The 18,984-nt window shown below is 60.9% G+C and carries 22 protein-coding genes and 1 tRNA gene; 9 read left to right on the top strand and 14 right to left on the bottom strand.

Annotation, left to right across the window (positions count from 1 at the left end):
* Window positions 1-222: 222 nt before the first annotated feature.
* From ACWHTU_RS06490 to ACWHTU_RS06480, 3 genes are all read left to right on the top strand, one after another.
* Entirely contained in the window at window positions 223-1,860 is a 1,638-nt protein-coding gene (locus tag ACWHTU_RS06490) for a PD-(D/E)XK nuclease domain-containing protein (RefSeq protein WP_447862584.1), read from the top strand.
* A 163-nt stretch (window positions 1,861-2,023) separates the two neighbouring features.
* The gene (locus tag ACWHTU_RS06485; protein ID WP_447862583.1) at window positions 2,024-2,266 is read left to right on the top strand and encodes an Lrp/AsnC family transcriptional regulator; all 243 of its coding nucleotides are present in this window, start codon (window positions 2,024-2,026) and stop codon (window positions 2,264-2,266) included.
* A gap of 21 nt (window positions 2,267-2,287) precedes the next feature.
* Window positions 2,288-2,743, top strand: coding sequence for a hypothetical protein (locus ACWHTU_RS06480; protein ID WP_447862581.1), 456 nt, complete (start codon window positions 2,288-2,290; stop codon window positions 2,741-2,743).
* 10 nt (window positions 2,744-2,753) lie between these two features.
* On the opposite strand, the gene ACWHTU_RS06475 is transcribed toward ACWHTU_RS06480, so the two are convergent.
* Genes ACWHTU_RS06475 through malQ form a run of 3 tightly spaced genes read right to left on the bottom strand, consistent with a single transcriptional unit; the run spans window position 2,754 to window position 7,619 of the window.
* Entirely contained in the window at window positions 2,754-4,154 is a 1,401-nt protein-coding gene (locus ACWHTU_RS06475) for a sigma-54-dependent transcriptional regulator (RefSeq protein WP_447862579.1), read from the bottom strand.
* A gap of 4 nt (window positions 4,155-4,158) precedes the next feature.
* The gene (locus ACWHTU_RS06470) at window positions 4,159-5,325 is read right to left on the bottom strand and encodes a sensor histidine kinase (RefSeq protein ID WP_447862577.1); all 1,167 of its coding nucleotides are present in this window, start codon (window positions 5,323-5,325) and stop codon (window positions 4,159-4,161) included.
* Window positions 5,326-5,342: 17 nt separating this feature from the next.
* Window positions 5,343-7,619 (bottom strand): 4-alpha-glucanotransferase, encoded by a 2,277-nt coding sequence (malQ, locus tag ACWHTU_RS06465; protein ID WP_447862576.1) that lies wholly within the window; start codon window positions 7,617-7,619, stop codon window positions 5,343-5,345.
* Window positions 7,620-7,779: 160 nt separating this feature from the next.
* Here malQ and ACWHTU_RS06460 point away from each other — a divergent pair, with 160 nt between their 5' ends.
* The gene (locus ACWHTU_RS06460) at window positions 7,780-8,700 is read left to right on the top strand and encodes a DUF72 domain-containing protein (RefSeq protein WP_447862574.1); all 921 of its coding nucleotides are present in this window, start codon (window positions 7,780-7,782) and stop codon (window positions 8,698-8,700) included.
* 52 nt (window positions 8,701-8,752) lie between these two features.
* On the top strand, window positions 8,753-9,490 hold the full coding sequence (locus tag ACWHTU_RS06455; protein ID WP_447862572.1) for a hypothetical protein: 738 nt from the start codon (window positions 8,753-8,755) through the stop codon (window positions 9,488-9,490).
* Between the two features lie 60 nt (window positions 9,491-9,550).
* Here ACWHTU_RS06455 and ACWHTU_RS06450 read toward each other — a convergent pair whose 3' ends face one another.
* The 10 genes from ACWHTU_RS06450 to ald all read right to left on the bottom strand — a co-directional run bounded on the left by ACWHTU_RS06450 (window position 9,551) and on the right by ald (window position 16,179).
* Window positions 9,551-10,393 (bottom strand): SPFH domain-containing protein, encoded by an 843-nt coding sequence (locus ACWHTU_RS06450; RefSeq protein ID WP_447862570.1) that lies wholly within the window; start codon window positions 10,391-10,393, stop codon window positions 9,551-9,553.
* Window positions 10,394-10,604: 211 nt separating this feature from the next.
* Window positions 10,605-11,036, bottom strand: coding sequence for a c-type cytochrome (locus tag ACWHTU_RS06445; protein ID WP_447862568.1), 432 nt, complete (start codon window positions 11,034-11,036; stop codon window positions 10,605-10,607).
* On the bottom strand, window positions 11,033-11,197 hold the full coding sequence (locus tag ACWHTU_RS06440; RefSeq protein WP_447862566.1) for a hypothetical protein: 165 nt from the start codon (window positions 11,195-11,197) through the stop codon (window positions 11,033-11,035). Before ACWHTU_RS06440 ends, ACWHTU_RS06445 begins: the two co-directional genes overlap by 4 nt.
* A 9-nt stretch (window positions 11,198-11,206) precedes the next feature.
* The gene (gene queC / locus ACWHTU_RS06435; RefSeq protein ID WP_447863318.1) at window positions 11,207-11,890 is read right to left on the bottom strand and encodes a 7-cyano-7-deazaguanine synthase QueC; all 684 of its coding nucleotides are present in this window, start codon (window positions 11,888-11,890) and stop codon (window positions 11,207-11,209) included.
* 191 nt (window positions 11,891-12,081) lie between these two features.
* Window positions 12,082-12,633 carry a TraR/DksA family transcriptional regulator gene (locus ACWHTU_RS06430; RefSeq protein WP_447862564.1) on the bottom strand — a complete coding sequence of 184 codons (552 nt, stop codon included), beginning with the start codon at window positions 12,631-12,633 and terminating at the stop codon, window positions 12,082-12,084.
* 209 nt (window positions 12,634-12,842) lie between these two features.
* Entirely contained in the window at window positions 12,843-13,358 is a 516-nt protein-coding gene (locus ACWHTU_RS06425) for an adenine phosphoribosyltransferase (RefSeq protein ID WP_447862563.1), read from the bottom strand.
* 16 nt (window positions 13,359-13,374) lie between these two features.
* Entirely contained in the window at window positions 13,375-14,340 is a 966-nt protein-coding gene (locus ACWHTU_RS06420) for a sigma-70 family RNA polymerase sigma factor (RefSeq protein WP_447862562.1), read from the bottom strand.
* A 36-nt stretch (window positions 14,341-14,376) separates the two neighbouring features.
* A complete protein-coding gene (locus ACWHTU_RS06415) occupies window positions 14,377-14,673 on the bottom strand; it encodes an acylphosphatase (protein WP_447862560.1) in 297 nt (98 codons plus the stop codon).
* Window positions 14,674-14,969: 296 nt separating this feature from the next.
* A tRNA-Pro gene (locus ACWHTU_RS06410) sits at window positions 14,970-15,046 on the bottom strand.
* A 29-nt stretch (window positions 15,047-15,075) separates the two neighbouring features.
* Window positions 15,076-16,179, bottom strand: coding sequence for an alanine dehydrogenase (gene ald / locus ACWHTU_RS06405; RefSeq protein WP_447863317.1), 1,104 nt, complete (start codon window positions 16,177-16,179; stop codon window positions 15,076-15,078).
* Between the two features lie 136 nt (window positions 16,180-16,315).
* Here ald and ACWHTU_RS06400 point away from each other — a divergent pair, with 136 nt between their 5' ends.
* From ACWHTU_RS06400 to ACWHTU_RS06385, 4 genes are all read left to right on the top strand, one after another.
* The gene (locus ACWHTU_RS06400; protein WP_447862559.1) at window positions 16,316-16,720 is read left to right on the top strand and encodes a hypothetical protein; all 405 of its coding nucleotides are present in this window, start codon (window positions 16,316-16,318) and stop codon (window positions 16,718-16,720) included.
* A gap of 14 nt (window positions 16,721-16,734) precedes the next feature.
* A complete protein-coding gene (locus ACWHTU_RS06395) occupies window positions 16,735-17,073 on the top strand; it encodes a (2Fe-2S) ferredoxin domain-containing protein (protein ID WP_447862557.1) in 339 nt (112 codons plus the stop codon).
* A gap of 102 nt (window positions 17,074-17,175) precedes the next feature.
* Window positions 17,176-17,589 carry a hypothetical protein gene (locus tag ACWHTU_RS06390; protein WP_447862555.1) on the top strand — a complete coding sequence of 138 codons (414 nt, stop codon included), beginning with the start codon at window positions 17,176-17,178 and terminating at the stop codon, window positions 17,587-17,589.
* Window positions 17,590-17,655: 66 nt separating this feature from the next.
* Window positions 17,656-17,883 carry an ATP-binding protein gene (locus ACWHTU_RS06385; RefSeq protein ID WP_447862554.1) on the top strand — a complete coding sequence of 76 codons (228 nt, stop codon included), beginning with the start codon at window positions 17,656-17,658 and terminating at the stop codon, window positions 17,881-17,883.
* Between the two features lie 62 nt (window positions 17,884-17,945).
* Here the strand turns inward: ACWHTU_RS06385 and ACWHTU_RS06380 are convergent, their stop codons facing one another.
* Window positions 17,946-18,956 (bottom strand): phytoene/squalene synthase family protein, encoded by a 1,011-nt coding sequence (locus ACWHTU_RS06380; RefSeq protein ID WP_447862552.1) that lies wholly within the window; start codon window positions 18,954-18,956, stop codon window positions 17,946-17,948.
* Window positions 18,957-18,984 lie beyond the last annotated feature (28 nt).

The following is an 18,984-nucleotide window of genomic DNA, read 5'->3' as shown; positions in this document are numbered from 1 at the left end:
GATACCCACCTGGTTCCTCCTGTCCGGCGTTCTGGATCCTTGCTCTCCCCCGACTTCACAATCGAAGGCCGATGGACAAACTTCTCGGCAGTCCTCATGGCTGTTTTGGCTCCGCGCTCCCGCCCTGATCTAGCCGAGCACGTTCCCTACCCGTCCGGAATCCTTTGTTTCCTTGCCCGCCTCTCGACCCTACGTTAGACTCAGCGCTACGAGAGCGCGGAGATGGCACGAGCGAAGTCCAGCACCCGGTCGAAAACCGCTCTGGCGATTGAGGAGATCAATCAGGGTATTGAGATGCTCCGCAAGCAGGTCGCCAAGGTCGAAGACCTGAAGAGCGAAGGGTTTCCCTATCGCGAGGCGTTTCGCGCGCGGGCGGAGCTGCAAATTCGCGAAAGCATCCGCCGCATCTTCGGCGACAAATCCCCTGAATTTCAGGCGTACCAACACTACAAACTCCGCACGAACACGCCGACGGAGATCACTGAGACGCTTTCCATGTTGAACGGGCTGATTGCCAGATTGGAAAGCAAGAAACTCGACTTGTTGGGATTGGGCGCTGGAGAGCCGACGGCCAACGCGCCGCAAGCCGGGACATTGCCACACGTTCCCCATCCGACATTGGTTCCACCGGCGCAGATCGCCGTCACGTCGCTGGCGCCGCCTGTCGCACCGCCGGTCACGATGTCGATTCCGCTGGCGACGAATGTCGCCACTCCCGCGTCCGTGATGTCGACTTCGACCGCTTCATCCGCTCAGCCAGCCCCTCCGCAACCGGCCGTGGCGGCGGCTCCCTCGAACTTGCCGCTGGTTCAACCCGCTTCCGTCGCATCCGCGCCGAGTTCGACTATGCCGCTACCACCCTTTCCAACATCGACGACGGTTTCCCCCGCAGGCAGCCCGGCCCAGTCCGCTCACCCTCCAATTCAGCGGACCGAGATTCCCTCACATCCGTCGCCGCAACCCAACCAGGCGGCTGCTCCGGTCTCTTCTCCATCGCCACCTCTCCCCGGTTCCGCGTCGCTTGCCCGATCGGCAGTTTCCAAGCCCCACTCCGTGCGGACGCATGCGATGTTGGCCGCTTCGCCGGTTTTCGAAACACCACCACGAGCGGCCGAGGGGGCACCGACTCCTCCCCATTCCATGATTCCATCGGCTGACACAGCGGAAGCTGCCCTTACAGCGAATGCATTTTCCGCGACCGCGTCGCGGGACGGATCGGAGCCAGCTCCCATGGTCAGCCACAGGGCTCGTCCCAGCCCAACCGCCAAGCCAACACCAACGGCGGAACATCTCGCGCGACAAGCCGATCAGCCCATTCCGAGCGCCGGGCGAATAGCCGGCAGGCCGGACACCCCGAGAACGGACGCAACGAAACCGACACCCTCGGATTCCGCCGTCGGGCCGGATCCGCTGGACCTCGTCAGGAAGATCTGCACGCGTTTTCACATGGTCGTCAGGCAGCTTCGGCTCCGTCGCGAATACCGCGCAACCCTGGACGTGGAAGACGAATACGATGTGCAGGACTTGTTCTATGCCTTGCTGCGCCTGGAATTCGACGAGGTCAGCTCGGAGGAATGGATGCCTCCCTATACGGACTGCGCCAGCCGGACGACGTTTTTCTTGCAACAGGAAAGCATCGCCATCGTCGTCAAAAAAACACGGCCGGGCGTCGGCGCACGAGAAATCGCTGATCAGTTGCAGACGGACGCCGAACGCTACGCGGCTCGCGAAGCCTGCAAAACGCTCTTTTGCTTTGTTTACGACCCGGAGGGACGGATCGGCAATCCACGCGGGCTCGAAATGGACCTCACCAGCGTCAGCGACCGCTATACCGTCGAGTTGCTGGTCGCTCCCAAGTAGACCTGCGCCGCCCGGCGGAACGTTGCCGACCGGTGCCCTTCCGCGCGCCGGCGCTTCATCGACGATATTGACTTCCTCACGGCGTATCCGCTACGTTTCTTGCCGTTCCTTGCCACACGTCGTGTTTTCCCGCGTCAGAGCGGCAACCAATGGAGTGGAGACGATGCCCGACCGCGCCTATGTGCTGATCAACGTGCTGCCCGGGCAAACCAGCGACGTGGTCCGGGCTTTGTCGGAGATCAAAGAGATCAAGACAATCGATCCCTGCTGGGGAAAGCCCGACATTTTTGCGATCGTGGAAGTCCCGGATCAGGATGCGCTGACACAACTCGTCCTCACCAAAATCCACGCCATTGAAGGCGTGGCGCAAACGGACACTCACCTGGTGTATCGGCTCGGAAAGTAACGCGCGGGCTTCGAACGACCCATGCGCCGCCAGAGATCCACCCCGCTCCTCGTGATCGCCGCGGGTTTGCTGTGCGCGTGTGCCGGAACACAGCCGCTGCCCGAAGCCGACGCCATCGAGGCTGTCCTGCCGGTTTCTGTCGACCAGGTGAAGCAAGCTCTGATCGATGTGTTGACGGCGGACGGCTATGATGTGGAGGAAGAAGAAGCGGGCAGGGTGACGACCGGCTACCGGCACTACCTACCGACTATGCCGTATCCCTGGAACTGGATGTTGAACTGGCGCTTCGGCGTGGGAAGAAGTTGGGTGGTGGCCACCGTCACCACACTGTCGGAAGAGAGCACGCGCCTCACGATTCACGTTTCTTATGAAGGAAAGGATGGTATCTTCACGGCATGGAAAGCATCCCCCGTGCCGCTGCCGCAAAGCGCAGCGAACCAACTCCGATTGATCAAGAACGCCCTTCGCCTGTTATAACCGAACTCCGCTAGCGGTGGTCCGACTCTTCGCCCAAGTCGATTCCGAACCGCTCCGCCATCCGATAGAGCGTCCGCCGGTCAATTCCCAGAATCTTCGCCGCGCGGACTTTGTTGCCCTTCGTCTCTTTCAGCACCCGAATCAAGTGCCGTTTCTCAACCTCGTCGAGGGTCAACAGTTCCTCCTCTAAAGGCGCGTCCTTGGAAGCTGGCTTTTCTTCCTGAATAGAATCGGCATGACGGATGGCTTCCGGCAGATCGTCCGGCACGACGAACGGACCGTGGCTGAGCGACACGGCCCGTTCGATGGCATTTTCCAGTTCCCGCACGTTTCCCGGCCAGCGATAGCGCTGCAACAGCGCCATAGTCTCCGGTAGAAATCCCTTGACCGGATGCGCGGCGCCGCCCGTGTACTTGCGTAGGAAGTGATGGGCCAACAGTGGAATGTCTTCGCGCCGCTCGGCCAGCGAAGGCAGTACGATGCGAACGACGTTCAGGCGGTAATAGAGATCGTCCCGGAACTTGCCCTCCCTGACCAGGCCCGCCAAATCGCGGTTGGTCGCGGCGATGATGCGGACATCGACTTTGACCGAACTGGTGCCGCCGACCCGGCGGACTTCCTGATCCTGCATCACCCGCAGGAGTTTAACCTGCAGGGCTGCGCCCAGATCGCCGATCTCGTCCAGAAACAGCGTTCCCCCGTTCGCGATCTCGAACAGACCGGGCTTGGCAGATGTGGCGGTTGAGTGTGCACCCTTTTCATATCCAAACATTTCAGACTCCAGCAACGCTTCCGGAAGCGCCGCACAGTTGACCGGCACGAAAGGTTTGTCGCGGCGCGGGCTGTTCGTATGGATCGCTTTGGCGATCAGCTCCTTGCCCGTCCCGCTTTCACCTTCCAGCAGGACCGTACTGCGCCCTTCGGACACCCGCGCGACCAGCTTGTACACTTCCAGCATCGCCGGACTGCTGCCGACCATCTGTGACCATTCTTCCCGGTCCCGCAGTTCGGCGCGATAGCGGGCGTTCTCGCGGACGAGCCGACCGTGTTCGAGACTGCGTCGGACCACCAGCTTGATTTCTTCCTTCTTGAACGGTTTGGCCAAATAATCGTACGCGCCCTGCTTCATCGCCTCGATCGCGCCTTCAAGCGAGCCGAACGCGGTCAATAGCACAATCGGCGTATCGGGGCTGAATTTCTTGAACTCCCGCAGCACGGTCAAGCCGTCCATCGCGCCCATGCGGATATCGGTCAGCACGAGATCGACAGGCACCTTTCGTCCCCGCTCGATCGCCTCCGCGCCGTCGGCGAAGGCCTCGACCTCGTAGCCCTCCTTCCTGAGCGCTTCGGCCAGCAACTCGCGCGCCACCGCGTCGTCGTCGATCACCAGAATTTTCGCCGACGTTTGCATAAGGTTATGAGAGGGCCTCTACCGGGCGCTTCCCAAGTCCCGGCAACGCGATCACTACCGTCGTCCCTTTCCCTTCTTCACTGTCAATCGTGAGACAGCCCCCGTGAGCGGTCACCGTCTCGCGGCTGAGAAACAGTCCCAAGCCCGTTCCTCTGCCTAGGGCTTTGGTGGTGAAAAACGGCTCGAACGCCCGTTGAAGATGCTCCTTGGGCATTCCGCACCCGGTGTCGCTCACCGTGACGGTGACCATCTTCTCCACCAGCGGCCGGCTGGCCCGCAAGCCCGCGTCCGCCTCGTCAGTTGAGGCCGGCCGGATGCCCACCGACACATGAACCTCGCCTCCTGACGGAGTCGCCGTCAACGCGTTAGTGAGCAGGTTGACCAGCACTTGCTGCAGTTTATCCGCATCGGCCCAGACTTGCGGCGGATCGGGCCCCAGTTCCACCCTCAAAGCCACACCTTTTGCGTGAAACGCCGGTTCCATCAGCGCGGCAACCGGTCGGACCAAACATTCGACCGGCAACCAGGTCGGTTCGGGTTTCCGTTGCCGCGTCGACGACAGCAAATCCTGAATAATTTGGACGACGCGGTTGATCTGCTCGTCAATGATCTCGATCCGTTTTTTCATCCCCGGCGTGACGCCCGGCTCTTCGGCCAGGGCCTGTACATGCCAGGCAATGGAATGCAGCGGGGTTCCGACCTCGTGCGCGACAGAGGCGACAAGCTGGCCGAGCGCCGCCAAGCGTTCCGATCGGTTTAGCTTATCCTTGATCTCGACCAACTGCGCGTTGGCTCGAAGCAGATTCTCCGTCTGAAGGGCCAACGCGGCCCGCGCCGCTTCTTCCCTGGCCTTGCGTTCCTCTCCAGTCATGCTGACATAGGCGACGATCCCCAAGACGCACGCCACGACCGTCCGGTTGATGACCGCCGAGACAAACCGGCCCGGCTTGGTAGGCCGCAACAGGCCAATGTACGTCGCGATGATGCAAAGCGCGAGCGTCAGATACATCAGTTTCCGGTTTCTGACCGTCGCCACCAGCAAGATCGGAAGCACAAATCCATACGCCCCGACGACGTTGGCGGGGATGAACGTCTCCATCACCACGATGCCGAGAAACAGCGCCGCCGCGACGCTCAGCACCAGACGATTCTTCTGCTTGCCACCGGCCACGATTCCCCGCTTTGATTTTATCTTGTGCTCGCCCGCCCCGGCACCGATCCCTCACGGGCCTCCCTCAGCGCCGCTCCCAAGTCGTGGATTCGCCCGTCCCGACGCAATTCGTCCAGATCGAGAGCTAGCTTGCGCGACCAATTCGGATAGGCCTCGACAGTGCCAGGGAGATTGGCCTGCGCTTTCTCTCCGATCACATCTTCCAGAGAAGCCAACACCAGCCACGAAGGCGTCCGCCCGAGATACACATGAATCGCCCGGCACAGCGCGGGCGTCATGTCTGGGACAGAGACCGGATCGGTCGTGATCCCGTCCGGCAGAAGACCTTCCGCCTGCAAGGCCCTCAAGATAGCAGCCTTCTCCCGCTGCCGCTCTTCCCACGCCTCCTGCTTCGCGCGCTCATCGACATAGAAGCCTAGTGAAGCCCGCACGGCCAGATCCTCTCCGGCCCAGAACCCAGCCAGTGTCGGAAGATCGTGGGTCGACACCACCGCCAGGGACTGTGCCGGGTAGTCGGCCGGCCGTTTCCATTCCCCACCCCCGGTCCGCTCGAAATAGAAGACGCGGTAGGACAGCACCTTCGCCCGCCCCAGCCGTTCACGGACCCAATCAGGCACCGTGCCCAAATCCTCCCCGATCATCACCGTCTTGGCCCGGACGCTTTCGAGCGCCACGATCGCCAATAATTCCTCCGCCGGGTAATGCACGTAGGCGCCGGCAGAAGCGGGCAAGCCACGCGGAATCCAGAACAGGCGGAAGAGTGCCATCACGTGGTCGAGACGAATGGCGCCTCCGTGCCGAAGATTCTTGCGGAGCAACTCGATGAACATGCGGTACCCGGTCGCTCGCAAAGCCACCGGGTTCACTGGCGCAAGGCCCCAGTTCTGACCCTCCGGCGCGAACGGATCGGGGGGCGCGCCACAATCGGCCGCCAACGCCAGCACGTCTTGAAACGCCCATCCGTCCGCGCCGGACCGATCGCTTCCCAAGGCCAGATCGTGATACAGGCCGATCGGCATGCCCAGACATCCGGCCTGTTCCACCACCTCCTGCAACTGCCGTTCGGTCTCCCACTGGACATACTGATGAAACCAGACCCGCGTGCGATATCGCCGGGCGAATTCGCTGACCTGGGCGGAAGCCGGATGCCGATAGCCCTCCGGCCATTCCTGCCAGATCCACACCGGGGGATCGAGGCGGCGCATCTCCTCATCGAGCACCTGGTAGACGGCGAACCGCTCTAGCGCTTCGCCTTGCTCCCGCACATATCGCGTGAAGGCCCGGCCCCGTTCCGTCGTCGGCTCCAGCCGCTCGCCAGCTTCGGAGAAATGATCGTGGAGAAACTGCGCAAAGAGGTGTTCGAGCACCGAGCGCTTGGCACCGGCGACGGCGTCGTAGTCCACCAGATCGCGCTTTCTGAGGTCTTCCAGCGTCGTCCGAAACCGGGCGCTGCGCACCAGGTTTCTAGCCTCCACCGACGCGGCGAATTCCGGGATGCGCTCGATATCGAGGTAGATGTCGTTCAAATACAGCCGGCTGTTCGGAGAATAGGGGCTGATATGGAACGGCCGGGTGTTTTTCAGCGCGTGAAGCGGATTGAGGCCGATCACCCCGGCTCTCAGGTCGTGGGCTGCCCACTCGACGATGTTCGTGAGATCGCCGAAGTCCCCGATCCCCCAGTTTCTCGAAGAACGGAGTGCATAGAGTTGCAGCGCCACACCCCACATGCGCCGCGCCTCTTCAAAGAAAGGAGGCACATAGCAGTGTCGGGGGGCAAGGATGAGGAGAAACGATCGCTCCAAGCTGGGCTCGATTCCTTGGGCCCTCGCGGTCACGTCGTAATAGCCCATCGCCAGATCGCGCGGCAGCGGCACCTCGACCCGGATATACCGTCGGCCGTTTAGGAAACGAACCTCGCGCGGCACCAACCCGGGTCCTGATTCATCCTCACAGCGCACGCGACCGGTTTCATCGCAGATGCGCCACACAATCCGAAGATGCACTTGCTGCCGCTCTTCGACCGCTAGGCGACACGACCAGCACGCCGACTCGTCACCTTCTTGCACGACCACGACCGAATCGCAGGATTGTCGCCAGGATGCCTCGTCCCACCTGCGTAGTTCCTCCTCCAGATCGTGGACCGATTCGACACGGAACCCCATCGCCGACAGAATGGCGCGCTTGGTGTGTTCCGACGTCACGTGCCGTGCCCCATTGATGTCGTAGTACTCCGGGGCGATCCCAGCGCGTTCCGCCAGACGATCGAGCAACTCCCGATCTGTGGCATCAGACATCGCAGTGAGTCTGAGTGAAGACCCGGTTCAAGTCAAGGTGGGCTGTTTCCAAGACCACGCCTCATTGTAAAATCCGGCGCATGATCGGCCTTCTCCTGCGCGTGGGCCGGCGGCCATCGCCGGCCTCCCGCCGATCCGAGAGGCGGCGGCTCGGAATTCCGTGAGCGACGCTCGCGATCGAGTTCGGTTTGGCACCAGTTCCTGGGCCTATGAAGGCTGGCAAGGCCTGGTGTACACGCGATCTTATCCCAGAACCCGCTTCGCCAAGGATTGTCTGGCCGAATACGCGGCTTATGAATACGATGGCGCGCCGTTGTTCAAGACTGTCGGCCTGGATCACACATTTTATCGCCCGCCTGACATTCACCTCCTTATCCATTACGCCGCCCAGGTCCCGGCGGACTTTCATTTTTGCTCGAAGGTGTGGGAAGATATCACCGTGCCCACCTTCGCCAACCTACCTCGGTACGGCCTGCGCGCCGGCAAGCCGAATCCCCGATTTTTGGATCCTGCGCTGTGCGACGAGTTCGTACTTCGCCCTTGGCACGAAGGGCTCGGCGCCCGCGCCGGCCCGTTGATCTTCGAGTTCCAGCGATCCGGTCTGGACTCCGATGAGTTTCTTGCGGCGCTCGACCGGTTCTTCGCGAAGCTGCCGGTCGGTCCACAGTACGCGGTGGAAGTTCGCAACCCGGCGCATCTCGGCCCTCGTTACCGCGACCTCCTGAAAGCGTACGGGGTCGCCCATGTGTACAACCACTGGACCGCCATGCCGCCCCTGCTCGAACAGCATCGGCGACTCGGCCGTACGTTGACGGCCGGGTTCACGGTCCTCCGCCTTCTGACCCCGCTCGGCCTGGCCTATGCCAAGGCGGTCGAGCGGTACGAGCCGTATACCCGCATCGTCAAAGCCCAACCCCGGATGCGCCAGGACACCCTGGCGCTCATTCGTCAAGCCCTGACGGACGGCGTCACCCCGTACATCCTGGCTAACAACCGGGTGGAAGGGAACGCCCCCTTGACCGTTCAAGCGTTGGCTGACGCCCTCAGGGAAGACAGGGGACCCTCGATTGCCGACCTGTGAAATCACGTGGTAGCATGACATCACTCCCATACGAGAAAGGAGGAAGGCGGCCATGAGGTGTCCGAAACAGACATCCGGTGTTCGTTGGTTGCCCTTGCTCCTGACGGGCGGCATGCTCTTGCCGTTCACGCAACAGGCATGGGCTCAATCCGATCGTATCGAGATCGTAGGCGATTATCGCTATACTTATCACGATCCTGAAACGCCGACCGAGGCGAAAGCGACCGCCTGCCGGGAAGCGCTCAGACTCGCGATCAGCACCTGGCCTTCATTCCGGGAAGAAACGGCGGCGATCGTCGATTCGGCCTTGTTGAAAGACATCGTCCAGACGATCGCCTCAAACTACGTCAAGGACGTGCAGGTGATCGAGCAGGCGGAAAAAGGCCGGACGGTGTACTGCAAGGTGCGGGGTGTCGTGCAGTCGGGAGAAATCCGGAAAGTGATTCAAGCTCCGCTCGGCGGCGTGGAAAACGCGCCGACGGCCGTCGAGCAGAATCGCGCCTTGCGCGTGCTTAGCGTCCGCGAGGATACGGACGGCACGATCTCCGTGGTCTTCAAGGCGTTGAAGCGGCTGGACTGGCTCAACACCGCCTACGACGGCGGCTTGCGGGAACACGCCGACCTGATGGTCGACTTCTATGACGAGCAGGGAACGTTGATCAGGAGCGAGCGCTACCCGGCAAGGAAAACCGAGTCCGGCGACGATGTCATGAATCCGGGCGAGATCGGTGTGCGCAAGATTGCCAAGCCGCTCAACGCGAAGTCCTATCGCGTCTGGGTGGTCAAGTAACGATCGGCGCCCCGAAGCGGGACGCTTCGAGGTCGCCGACCTCGCGCTTGCCAAACCGCCTCATTTCTCCACGCCGAGCGGCGGGATGTTGATGCCCACCCGTTCGAGCCCCATGATGACCGTCAGCGCGGTCGGGGCGTGCTGGACGATCTCTTTCTGCACCTCGATCCGCCGCAGATCTACGAACTCCGGGGCCGTCAGCCCCAGCGACTCCCGATAGGCCCGGTCGGCGATGCCGCGTTGCCGTTCGGCCTTCTCCCGCGCCTCTTCCGCCTTCTGAAACTCCACCATCGTAATTCGACGTTGCTCCTGGATGATGGTCTGAGCCGTTTGTTCCAGCACCCCCTTGGGCGGCATAATGCTCCCGACCACGATACGCACAAGACGAATCGGCAGATTCTGCTTGTCGATGATCTTGGTTTGTACTTCCCGCCCGATCGCATCTTGGAGCTTCGTCCTCGTGGTCGGATCGGTGGTCAACTGAAACAACGGATACTTCTGCACCTCCTCACGCACGAAGGTACGGAAGGCTTCCTTGACGTTATTCTGGTACCAGTTTGGGCCGAACCGGCTGATCAACTCCGGCGAGCGACCTTCGATCACGCTGGCGATCATGAACGCGTCAAACGAGACCGGGGCGTTTTCCGCCGAGATGATGTCGAAATGCTCGGCGTACTGGATCGGCCGCACGTCCACGTCGATCACCTGGGTGGTCAACGCCACCGCGACACGGCCGGTGGTCGCTGGAACGGGATCCACGCCGCCGTGCCCGAAAAAAAACGGCTTCTCGACCAGGACGCCTTCATGTCCCGCATCGATCGCCACCAGCGCGCAACCCGACGTCATCAGGCAGAGACCGGCCGCGCCAAGCCACTTCGTGAACCAATTCCCTTGCCGTGCCATAGCTGCCTCCTTTTGGAACAGGTGGCTCAACACGGACTAGCCGCGAATACGGACTCACGATCGTCCGGAGCCACGATGACCTGTGTTTATGGATGGATGGATGGATGGATGTACCTTACGAATCGCTCGGCGAAAATGTCAAATCGCCGGATGCGGGCACGCGAGAACCCGATGCGCATGGATCCAACGAGGCAGGGACAATACCGAATCTTTAGTTGATGCCCGCCTGGCGCTGGAGCCAGCGGATATAGCGGGTGATCTGATCGACGTCTTCGGGCGTGACCCCATCGATCTTGGGCATATTGCCGAAGTTCCAGTGATGGGCGCGGACGCCGTTCGCGGCCGCTCGTTGAAAAGTGATATCCGGATGGTGATCGGGCTCGTAAATCCTGTGGACCAGCGGTGGACCGTGATCGGTGCCTGCACCCCGCTCGCCATGGCAGCGCGCGCAGTTGGCCTTGAACTTGGCCTCCCCGACCCGCAATTCTGGAGGGATGGCCGCCGCGTCCTGGGTGCCTGATCCGTCGGTGCACGCGGAAGGAAGACCGGCCACCAACAGCCACACGGCCAATCCCGCCCGAGCTGACGCCTTCCAAGCTCCGGAACTGCTCGCCGCGACTTCTCGCCTCGCCCGTTCGCTCATTCGGGTTTTCGCTCCGGCGCTTCAGCGCGGCCGAATTGCCGCCGCAACATCTCGGTCGTCCGCTTCATCGTCGCGCGCCGATAGAGACGCGCGGACACCGGAACCAGCACGATCAGCGCGATCGTCAAATACATGAAGAATTCTTCCGGAGACACGGACATCGGGCTCGACTAACCTATCGCATACTGCACGGGATCGGCAACTCCGGCCTGCCGGAATCCTTCCCGACGGATCTGGCAACTGTCGCAGCGCCCGCAAGCCAGACCGGGCGGCACCGGATCATAGCAACTGTGGGTGAGGTGGAACGGCACCTTCAACGACACGCCGGTTCGGATGATTTCGGCTTTGGACAGATAAAGCAACGGGGCCCGGATCGTGATCATTCGTCCTTCCACTCCGGCTTTGGTGCCGAGTCTCGCCACAGCTTCGAACGCGCGGATGAAGTCCGGCCGGCAATCGGGATAACCTGAGTAGTCCAGCACGTTGGCGCCAAAGTAAATATACGGCGCATCCAGCACTTCCGCATAGGCCAGGGCGAGGGACAGAAAAATGGTATTGCGGGCTGGCACATAAGTCGCCGGGATGCCCTTGGCCCGGTCGGCCTGCTTCCGATCCTTGGGCACCGCATCGGCGCCCGTGAGCGCGGAGCCGCCGAAGCGTCGCAGGTCCAACTCGAGCACGACGTGATCGGCGGCGCCCAAGGCCCTTGCAACCTCGCACGCCCGCTCGACCTCGATTTGATGGCGCTGTCCGTAGGAAACCGTTAAAAAATAGAGCGCGCAGCCGTCCTTCTTCGCGACGGCCGCCGTGACGGCGGAATCCAAGCCGCCGCTCGCGAGCACCACTGCTTTCATCACGAATCGACCCCTCTTGGCCCTTGCCGCGGCTCCGGCCGCAGACGGCATTGTACCCCATGCTCGGACGAGAGTCAGCCGGTGTCGGCGTCGGGGGCGTTCGTGGGGAAAAACGCTCAGGAGGGGACAGTGCGAACCGAGCTGACGCGAGGTGGAAACTTCTCAGCCAAGGAAGCCGATCGAAGCACGGACTATTCCCGCTCCTCCTCCTTTTCGATCTTCTCCAGCAATTCCTGTTTGGACTGGCATTCGACGCAGAGTTTCGCGAAGGGTACCGCGGCCAGTCGCTTTTCGCTGATCTCCACACCGCATTCGGCACACACGCCATAGGTGCCCTCGGCTAGCCGGGTCAACGCTTCGTCGATGAGCTGACGCCTGCGGTTCCGCATCTCCATCAACGAAATGCCTAACTCGCGCTCCAAATCCATAAGTGCCTGGTCGCCGACGTCGCGCGCCGACTCAAGCCGCCGTTGTTGATCCTCCGTCAAGGACTGACCGAGGTTGCCCTCGATCTCTTTCATGATTTCCTGCCGTTTATTCATCAGCATACGGTACAGCACTTCCCGTCGTCGCTCCTGCTCCTCTTTCCTGCGGGTAGGTTCCTTGTCCGACCCAAAAGACGGTTGCGATTCAGGTTCTTTGATCTCGACACTGTCGGTCGAGGTGCGGGGTTTCGCCGCGGACTTGCCGGGCGTCTTACTTTTGGACTGAGCTTTTTTCTTGGCCTGCACTTTATCTGCCATGTCGTTTCACCTTCGCCGGAATCGGCCGGTCGGCCGAAAAAGCTCGGCATTCATAGCACGGCGTCGATGATTGTGCAAGACCTTGCTCAGGCGGAAAAGCCGGACCAACCGAGGCATAAGGAAGTGGGGTTTGGAGCGAGCGCGGGGCGTTTCTCTTCAGGCAAACGCACCGAGCAAGCAGATTCGCTCGCACCCGGAAGAATCGGAAATCAAGGATAAACGATGGTCGAATGGACGTCGTAACCGCTGAGCTTGTCGCGCCCGTTCAAACTCTTCAGTTCCACCAGGAAATCCAGGCCGGCAATCTCGCCTCCCAGTTGGCGGACGAGATGGACGGTGGCGGCCGCCGTTCCACCGGTGGCCAACAGGTCGTCGACGATCAGCACCCGTTCTCCGATGGCAATCGCGTCGCGGTGGATTGCCAGCGAACTCGCGCCGTACTCCAGATTGTATTTGACTTCGAAGCTGTCGGCAGGCAACTTCCCCGGCTTCCTGACCGGCACGAACCCCGCGCCGAGTTGATTGGCGAGGGTCCCGCCCAGGATAAACCCTCGGGACTCGATACCGACCACTTTCGCGATGCGCCTACCGCTATAGCGCGCCGTCAGTTCCTCCACGATGTTCCTGAACGCGCGGGCGTCCTTAAGCAGCGTGGTGATGTCGTAAAACAGAATGCCCGGCTTGGGAAAGTTCGGCACTTCACGAATGAGCGCTTTGTAGTCCATCGATCGCCCAGTCCCTCTACAACAGATCGTCCTGCCTCATCATCCGCTTCTCGATCGAAGTCCGGAGCTTCACCAGAGCCGCGGTTTCGATTTGCCGGACCCGCTCCCTGGTGAGACCGAGATCCTTGCCGATTTCCTCAAGGGTCTGAGCTTCCCCACCGTCCAAACCGAAGCGAGAGATTACCACAGTTCGCTCCTTCTCTGGCAACTCCTTGACCCACGCCATCAACTCTTCACGTCGTATCACACCCTCGGCCGTCTCCTCGGGGGAAGCGCTCAGTGGGTCCTCGATAACGTCGCGGAGAAACGTGTCGCCTCGGTCGTTGATCGGGCTGTCGAGCGAACAGGTCGTACGGATCAGTTGCTTGAGATCGAGCACCTCCGCTTCCGAAATTTTCATCCGCCTGGCGATTTCGTGTGTCTTTGGCTCGCGCCCCAGCTCCTGGCCAAGCTGTTCGACCTTGGTCAAGTAGCGGTTGAGCCGCTCGACCACATGAACGGGGAGCCTGACCAACTTCCCCTGATTGATGATCGCCCGTTCAATATACTGCCGGATCCACCAGGACGCATAGGTGCTGAAGCGAAACCCCCGTTTGTAGTTGAACTTCTCGACCGCCTTGATCAGCCCGAGGTTGCCCTCTTCCACGATGTCGGCGAACGGGAACCCCCGGTTCATGTAGCGCTTGCCGATACTGATCACCAGGCGCAAGTTGGCTTCGATCATCTGTTCGCGGGCGCGCATGTCACCCGCCATGACGCGTTTGCCCAATTCCTGTTCCTGCCGGAAGGTCAGAAGGGAATTATGCCGGATTTCCCGCAGATAGGACTTAAGCGTATCGAGTCCTTCGGATTTCCCTTCTTTCCGCCCACGGACTTTGACACCTCGGCCGTTGAGCAGAGGCGCTTCCTGTAGTTCCCCGTCCTCTGCAATGTCCTCGTCCTGGGCGTCGACCGATTCGTTCTGGTCGTCGTCATCGCTCACGATCATCGTTTCCTTTCACCCGCTGCCGCCGCGTCTTCAGTGCCAAATCCGAAAATCCTGATACCGGCCCGTCGCTGCGCTCCATGTCACTTGAAGATCATCGACGCGCGCCAGTGGAGGGCCCTCCTTGAGCATCTCGAGGAGCGCCGCGATCGACTCTTGTTCGCCCTCGACCTCGACCTCGACGCGCCCATCGTCCAAATTTCTGACGCCTCCTGTGAGGTTCCGTCGAACGGCCTCTTGGTGAGCGAACGCCCGGTAGGCGACTCCCTGCACACGCCCACTCACGAGAATTCTGGCTCTGACGAGTGACTTGCCGCGCGGTTCGGTCATGACTGAACACGTGCGCCGCCAGATCTACCGGGAAAAGACCGTTCAAGAAAGGATATTCTCATACCTCCGCTCACGCGTCACGCTTTTCTTAAGAACATGCGGGGGAATCGGCGTGAAAGCGACAACATCACACCGAGGACGCATCGACGTTGCCGATCGCCGGCGGATGCATTCGCGGAAGAAAGCAGAACGGGTTGGAAGCGGTTATCCCGATCGCCACGATCGATCGCAGAGACTCAGGACGTCTGCTCTCGTGCAAGAACTGTTGGACGGCACTCGACCTTGCGAGCGCGGTCTGGTCGGGGCGAGAGGATTTGAACCTCCGACTCCCGCGTCCCGAACGCGGTGCGCTACCGGGCTGCGCTACGCCCCGATCCCATCATCCAAAGTCTGTCGGCACACTCAAGTCAGGGGCTCAAACTTCACGCCATGGGCATCGGCGACGCCTTTGCAGGTCACCTTGCCATCCATGAGATTGACGCCCTTCGCCAGGCCAGGGTCAGAGCGAATCGCGCGTTCAACCCCCTCCGAAGCCAGGCGGACTATAAAGGGTAGCGTCGCGTTGGTCAAGGCCAAAGTCGCCGTCCGAGGCACGACGCCCGGCATGTTAGGCACACAATAGTGCAGCACACCGTCCGCGACATAGACCGGATCAGAATGGGTCGTCGGTCGCGTCGTCTCGAAGCAGCCACCTTGATCGACTGCTACATCCACGACAACCGATCCCGGTGCCATTCTGGAGACCACCGCGCGCGACACCAGTTTGGGAGCGCGGGCGCCCGGCACCAGGACAGCGCCAATGACTAAATCAGCGGTTTCCACCGCACGGTCAATATCGGCCTGGTTGGCGGCCAACGTCACAACACGTCCCTGGTAGAGATCGTCCAGATAGCGCAAGCGTTCCACGTCTAAATTGATAACGATCACCTGTGCACCCATCCCGACCGCGATCCGAGTCGCGGCACTGCCTACCGTACCGGCTCCCAAGATCACGACCTTTGCCGGGGCAACGCCCGGTACACCCGCCAACAACACCCCGCGCCCGCCAGGCAAGCGTTCAAGGTAGCGGGCGCCGATCTGCACCGCCATGCGCCCGGCAATCTCGCTCATGGGCTTCAGCATCGGCAGGGTTCCATGCCTGTCCTCAGTCGTTTCATAAGCAATAGCGGTGACGCGCGCATCCAGCAGGGCCCTCGTCAGTTCCGGCGAAGATGCCAAATGTAGGTAGGTGAACAACACTTGCCCGGGGCGGAAGAACCGGCACTCGGACAACTGCGGCTCTTTCACTTTGACGATCAGGTCGGCCTTCTGAAAGACTTCCTCTTTCGAGGCCGCGATCTGAGCGCCGGCTCGCTGATATGCTTCATCCGGAAACCCGCTCCCCTCTCCGGCCGAAGCTTCCACCCATACCCCATGTCCGGCCTTGAGCAACGCCCGCACGCCGTCGGGAGTGACACTGACGCGATATTCGTGGTCCTTGATCTCTTTGGGAACGCCGATGATCATCTGCCCCTCCGCCGCCACGGACCGGTGTTCTTCGACATTATACTCCGACCCGCCTTGAACCGTCGCGCACGAGGTAGACACCCCGCGGAAGCCTGGTGTAAGATGGGGCCCGACTGGCGCGGTCGCGATCCGGTCGTTGAAACAGGAGGGTCTGGATTTGTCGTCCGGTGCCTGTCATGCCTGCGGTGCCACCAACAAGCCGTTGATGAAGCTCTCGCTCGGCAAGGACTTCTTCGGGCGGCCTTACGATCGCCTGTCGCCGTCTGCCGATCAAAGCCCGCGGTGGTATTGCGAAGTCTGTTCCTTGCACAAAAATTTGCAGCGGGATTTCCGCGACATTCGTTCAGAGTTCGAAAAGCTCGGCTCGGGACAACCCTCCGAATTGGCGCGCGCAGAAGAGCTGCAGCGGGCACAAACGCGGTTGCGGGAAATCGCAGCGCTTCTCGACGGACGGGAAAGCGGCTCTCCGTTGATCAACGTCGGGGAAGTCACCAGCCTCCTTCACCGTCTTCAGAATCAGCCCTCGGCCTTGACGACGTAATCGAGGACTCTCCATTGTCCACCTTCAAACATCACATTTTCGTCTGTGTAAACCAACGGCCGAAGGAGGACCCGCGCGGCTGTTGCGCTAACCACGGTTCGGAACGGCTGCAGGCGTTCTTTAAAAAGGAAGTGGAGCGGCTGGGGTTGAAAGGCGTCGTCCGGGCCAACAAAGCTGGTTGCCTCGACCATTGCGAATACGGTCCCAGCGTCGTGATTTATCCCGAAGGCGTGTGGTACTGGGTCGGCTCCGAAGCCGATGTCACGGAAATCATGGAACGACACATTGTGAAGGGCGAAATCGTGGAGCGACTGCTCATGCCCGATCATGAACCGCACCCCCAAAAAAGTTAAGGTCAAGCTTCAGGCTAAGGCAGAAGCCGGTTCCGTCAGTTCCCTATTCTCTCCTCGCACCACCTTGACCTCAATCTCAGCTTAGACCAGAGCGGAATGATCATGCCCATCGAGGAAAAATGGAAAGCCAATCAGGAGAAAGTCGCCTTCATGAAACGCTTCCCTGGGCTGACCCTGTCATGGGAACACGCGGCCGGCAAAACGATCGACACCGTGATACCGTTGACCGGTAAACCTGGCGCGGCGGTCCTGATCTTTCAGGACGGGTCGTTCATTGTAACCCCGCCACTCGCTCCGGAACCTTGGGAATTGGGCGAGGCTCTCCGCTGCGCCAGAAGTTATCTGGAGCCCCAGCATCCTGAAGCGTACGCCGAATACGACCGGCTGGTTCGCCGGGATAAAGAGGCGCTTCGATCGGCTCGGCTGGAAAAAATTATCGGCGCGATTGAAAATAATCTCGAACAGATCCCAGAGCTGAAGGAACGCCTCCGGCAACTCGTAGATCGGTGGAAGTGAGAAAAGCCGGTCATGAAGAACATGCTGGAAATCTTTTCCCAGGCTTTGTTTGAGGGAGTGAAACCTATGATGGTTGTCAGAGATCACCTCGTCCGGCACCCCGACCGTTGCACACATAACGCGATCTGCATCCCCGTCTGTCCGACCGGCGCCTGGCTCTCCACTCCACCCTTCAAGTTCGATGCGTCCCGCTGTCTGGAAAGTTGCCGTCTCTGCCTCGACGCCTGCCCGTCCCAGGCGATTTACGCGGTGTTCCGGAAAGGGGACAAGCTGCTGGAGCCGCAAAAGAAGTAGAAGACGGGCTGGATGATCCGGCTCTGCCCAAGCGCTTCGGCTTGACCGCATGAAGCCCTGTTTCACACCATCTGTTTCCGCAGCCACCCCCAATAGGCCGTGCCGATGTAGCCGCAGCCTGCTGTCAGAGTAGTCAAGGCCATGACACGGTAAACCGTGCCGCGGGAGGCTTTGACGGTGACAGCGGGATTCAACAGGTCTTCGGACGCGACAACCAATCGTAGCGTTTCGCCGGCGAGGAGGATCGGCCACATGCAGGCGAGGCGCAAACGCACCTCGTGCCGGGGAATCGCCATCGTGTAAACCCATCCCTGGTCGAGATGCCCGCGCGCAATCGCGACCAGCTTGCGCAAGACAGGCCTGAACGCAGGCAGCGTCTCCGTTCGAAGGAGATCGGACGGAACCAACCCCGCTTCCTTTAAAAGCGCAGCCGGCACATAGCAACGTCCACGCTGGAGGTCGCGAGCGAGGTCCTTGAGGATGTTCGTGATCTGAAGCCCTTTGCCGAACCGTACGCCGAGAGCCGACATCCTGGCCTCATCCCACTCGGCCAGCGATGACAGATGCGCACACATCATGCGGGTCCAGAATTCCCCGACGCAGCCGGCGACGCAATAGGTGTAGTGGTCCAACTCATCCATCGTCTGCAACGCGGTCAGGTTGCGCGCAGCATCGCCGGGAAAGCGCGTCAGATCCATTTCCATGCCGTTGGGCAGGGTTCCCATCAAGCCCCGGATACGGGCGCGGTCCTCGGACGCGAATTCTAGATACAACCGAAAGCAGTCTTCGAGCCTCTTGAGGAGGATGCGCTCGGCCAAATCGGTGTGATGCGGAATCAAGACCGCTTGAATCGCCCGAATTTCTTCCCAGTCGACATGGTCTTCGGCAAACTGAGCCCTGAACTGTTTGAGGAACAACAGACGCTGCCCCCGGTCGATCAAATCCGTGTCCGCGATCGTATCAGCCGCGCGGGCGAAGAGATAGGCCAGGCCCACCTGATTTCGCACCGCGGAAGGGAGGACGGCAAGGGTCAGGTAAAACGAACGGGAGACACCTTTGAGAATGTCGCGCAACAACGGCTGTCGGGAAAGATGTGGGTGC

It is taken from the genome of Nitrospira calida (genome assembly GCF_976986435.1).
The sequence above is the reverse complement of the archived record's forward strand: the minus strand, read 5'-3'. Positions and strand labels throughout refer to the sequence as shown.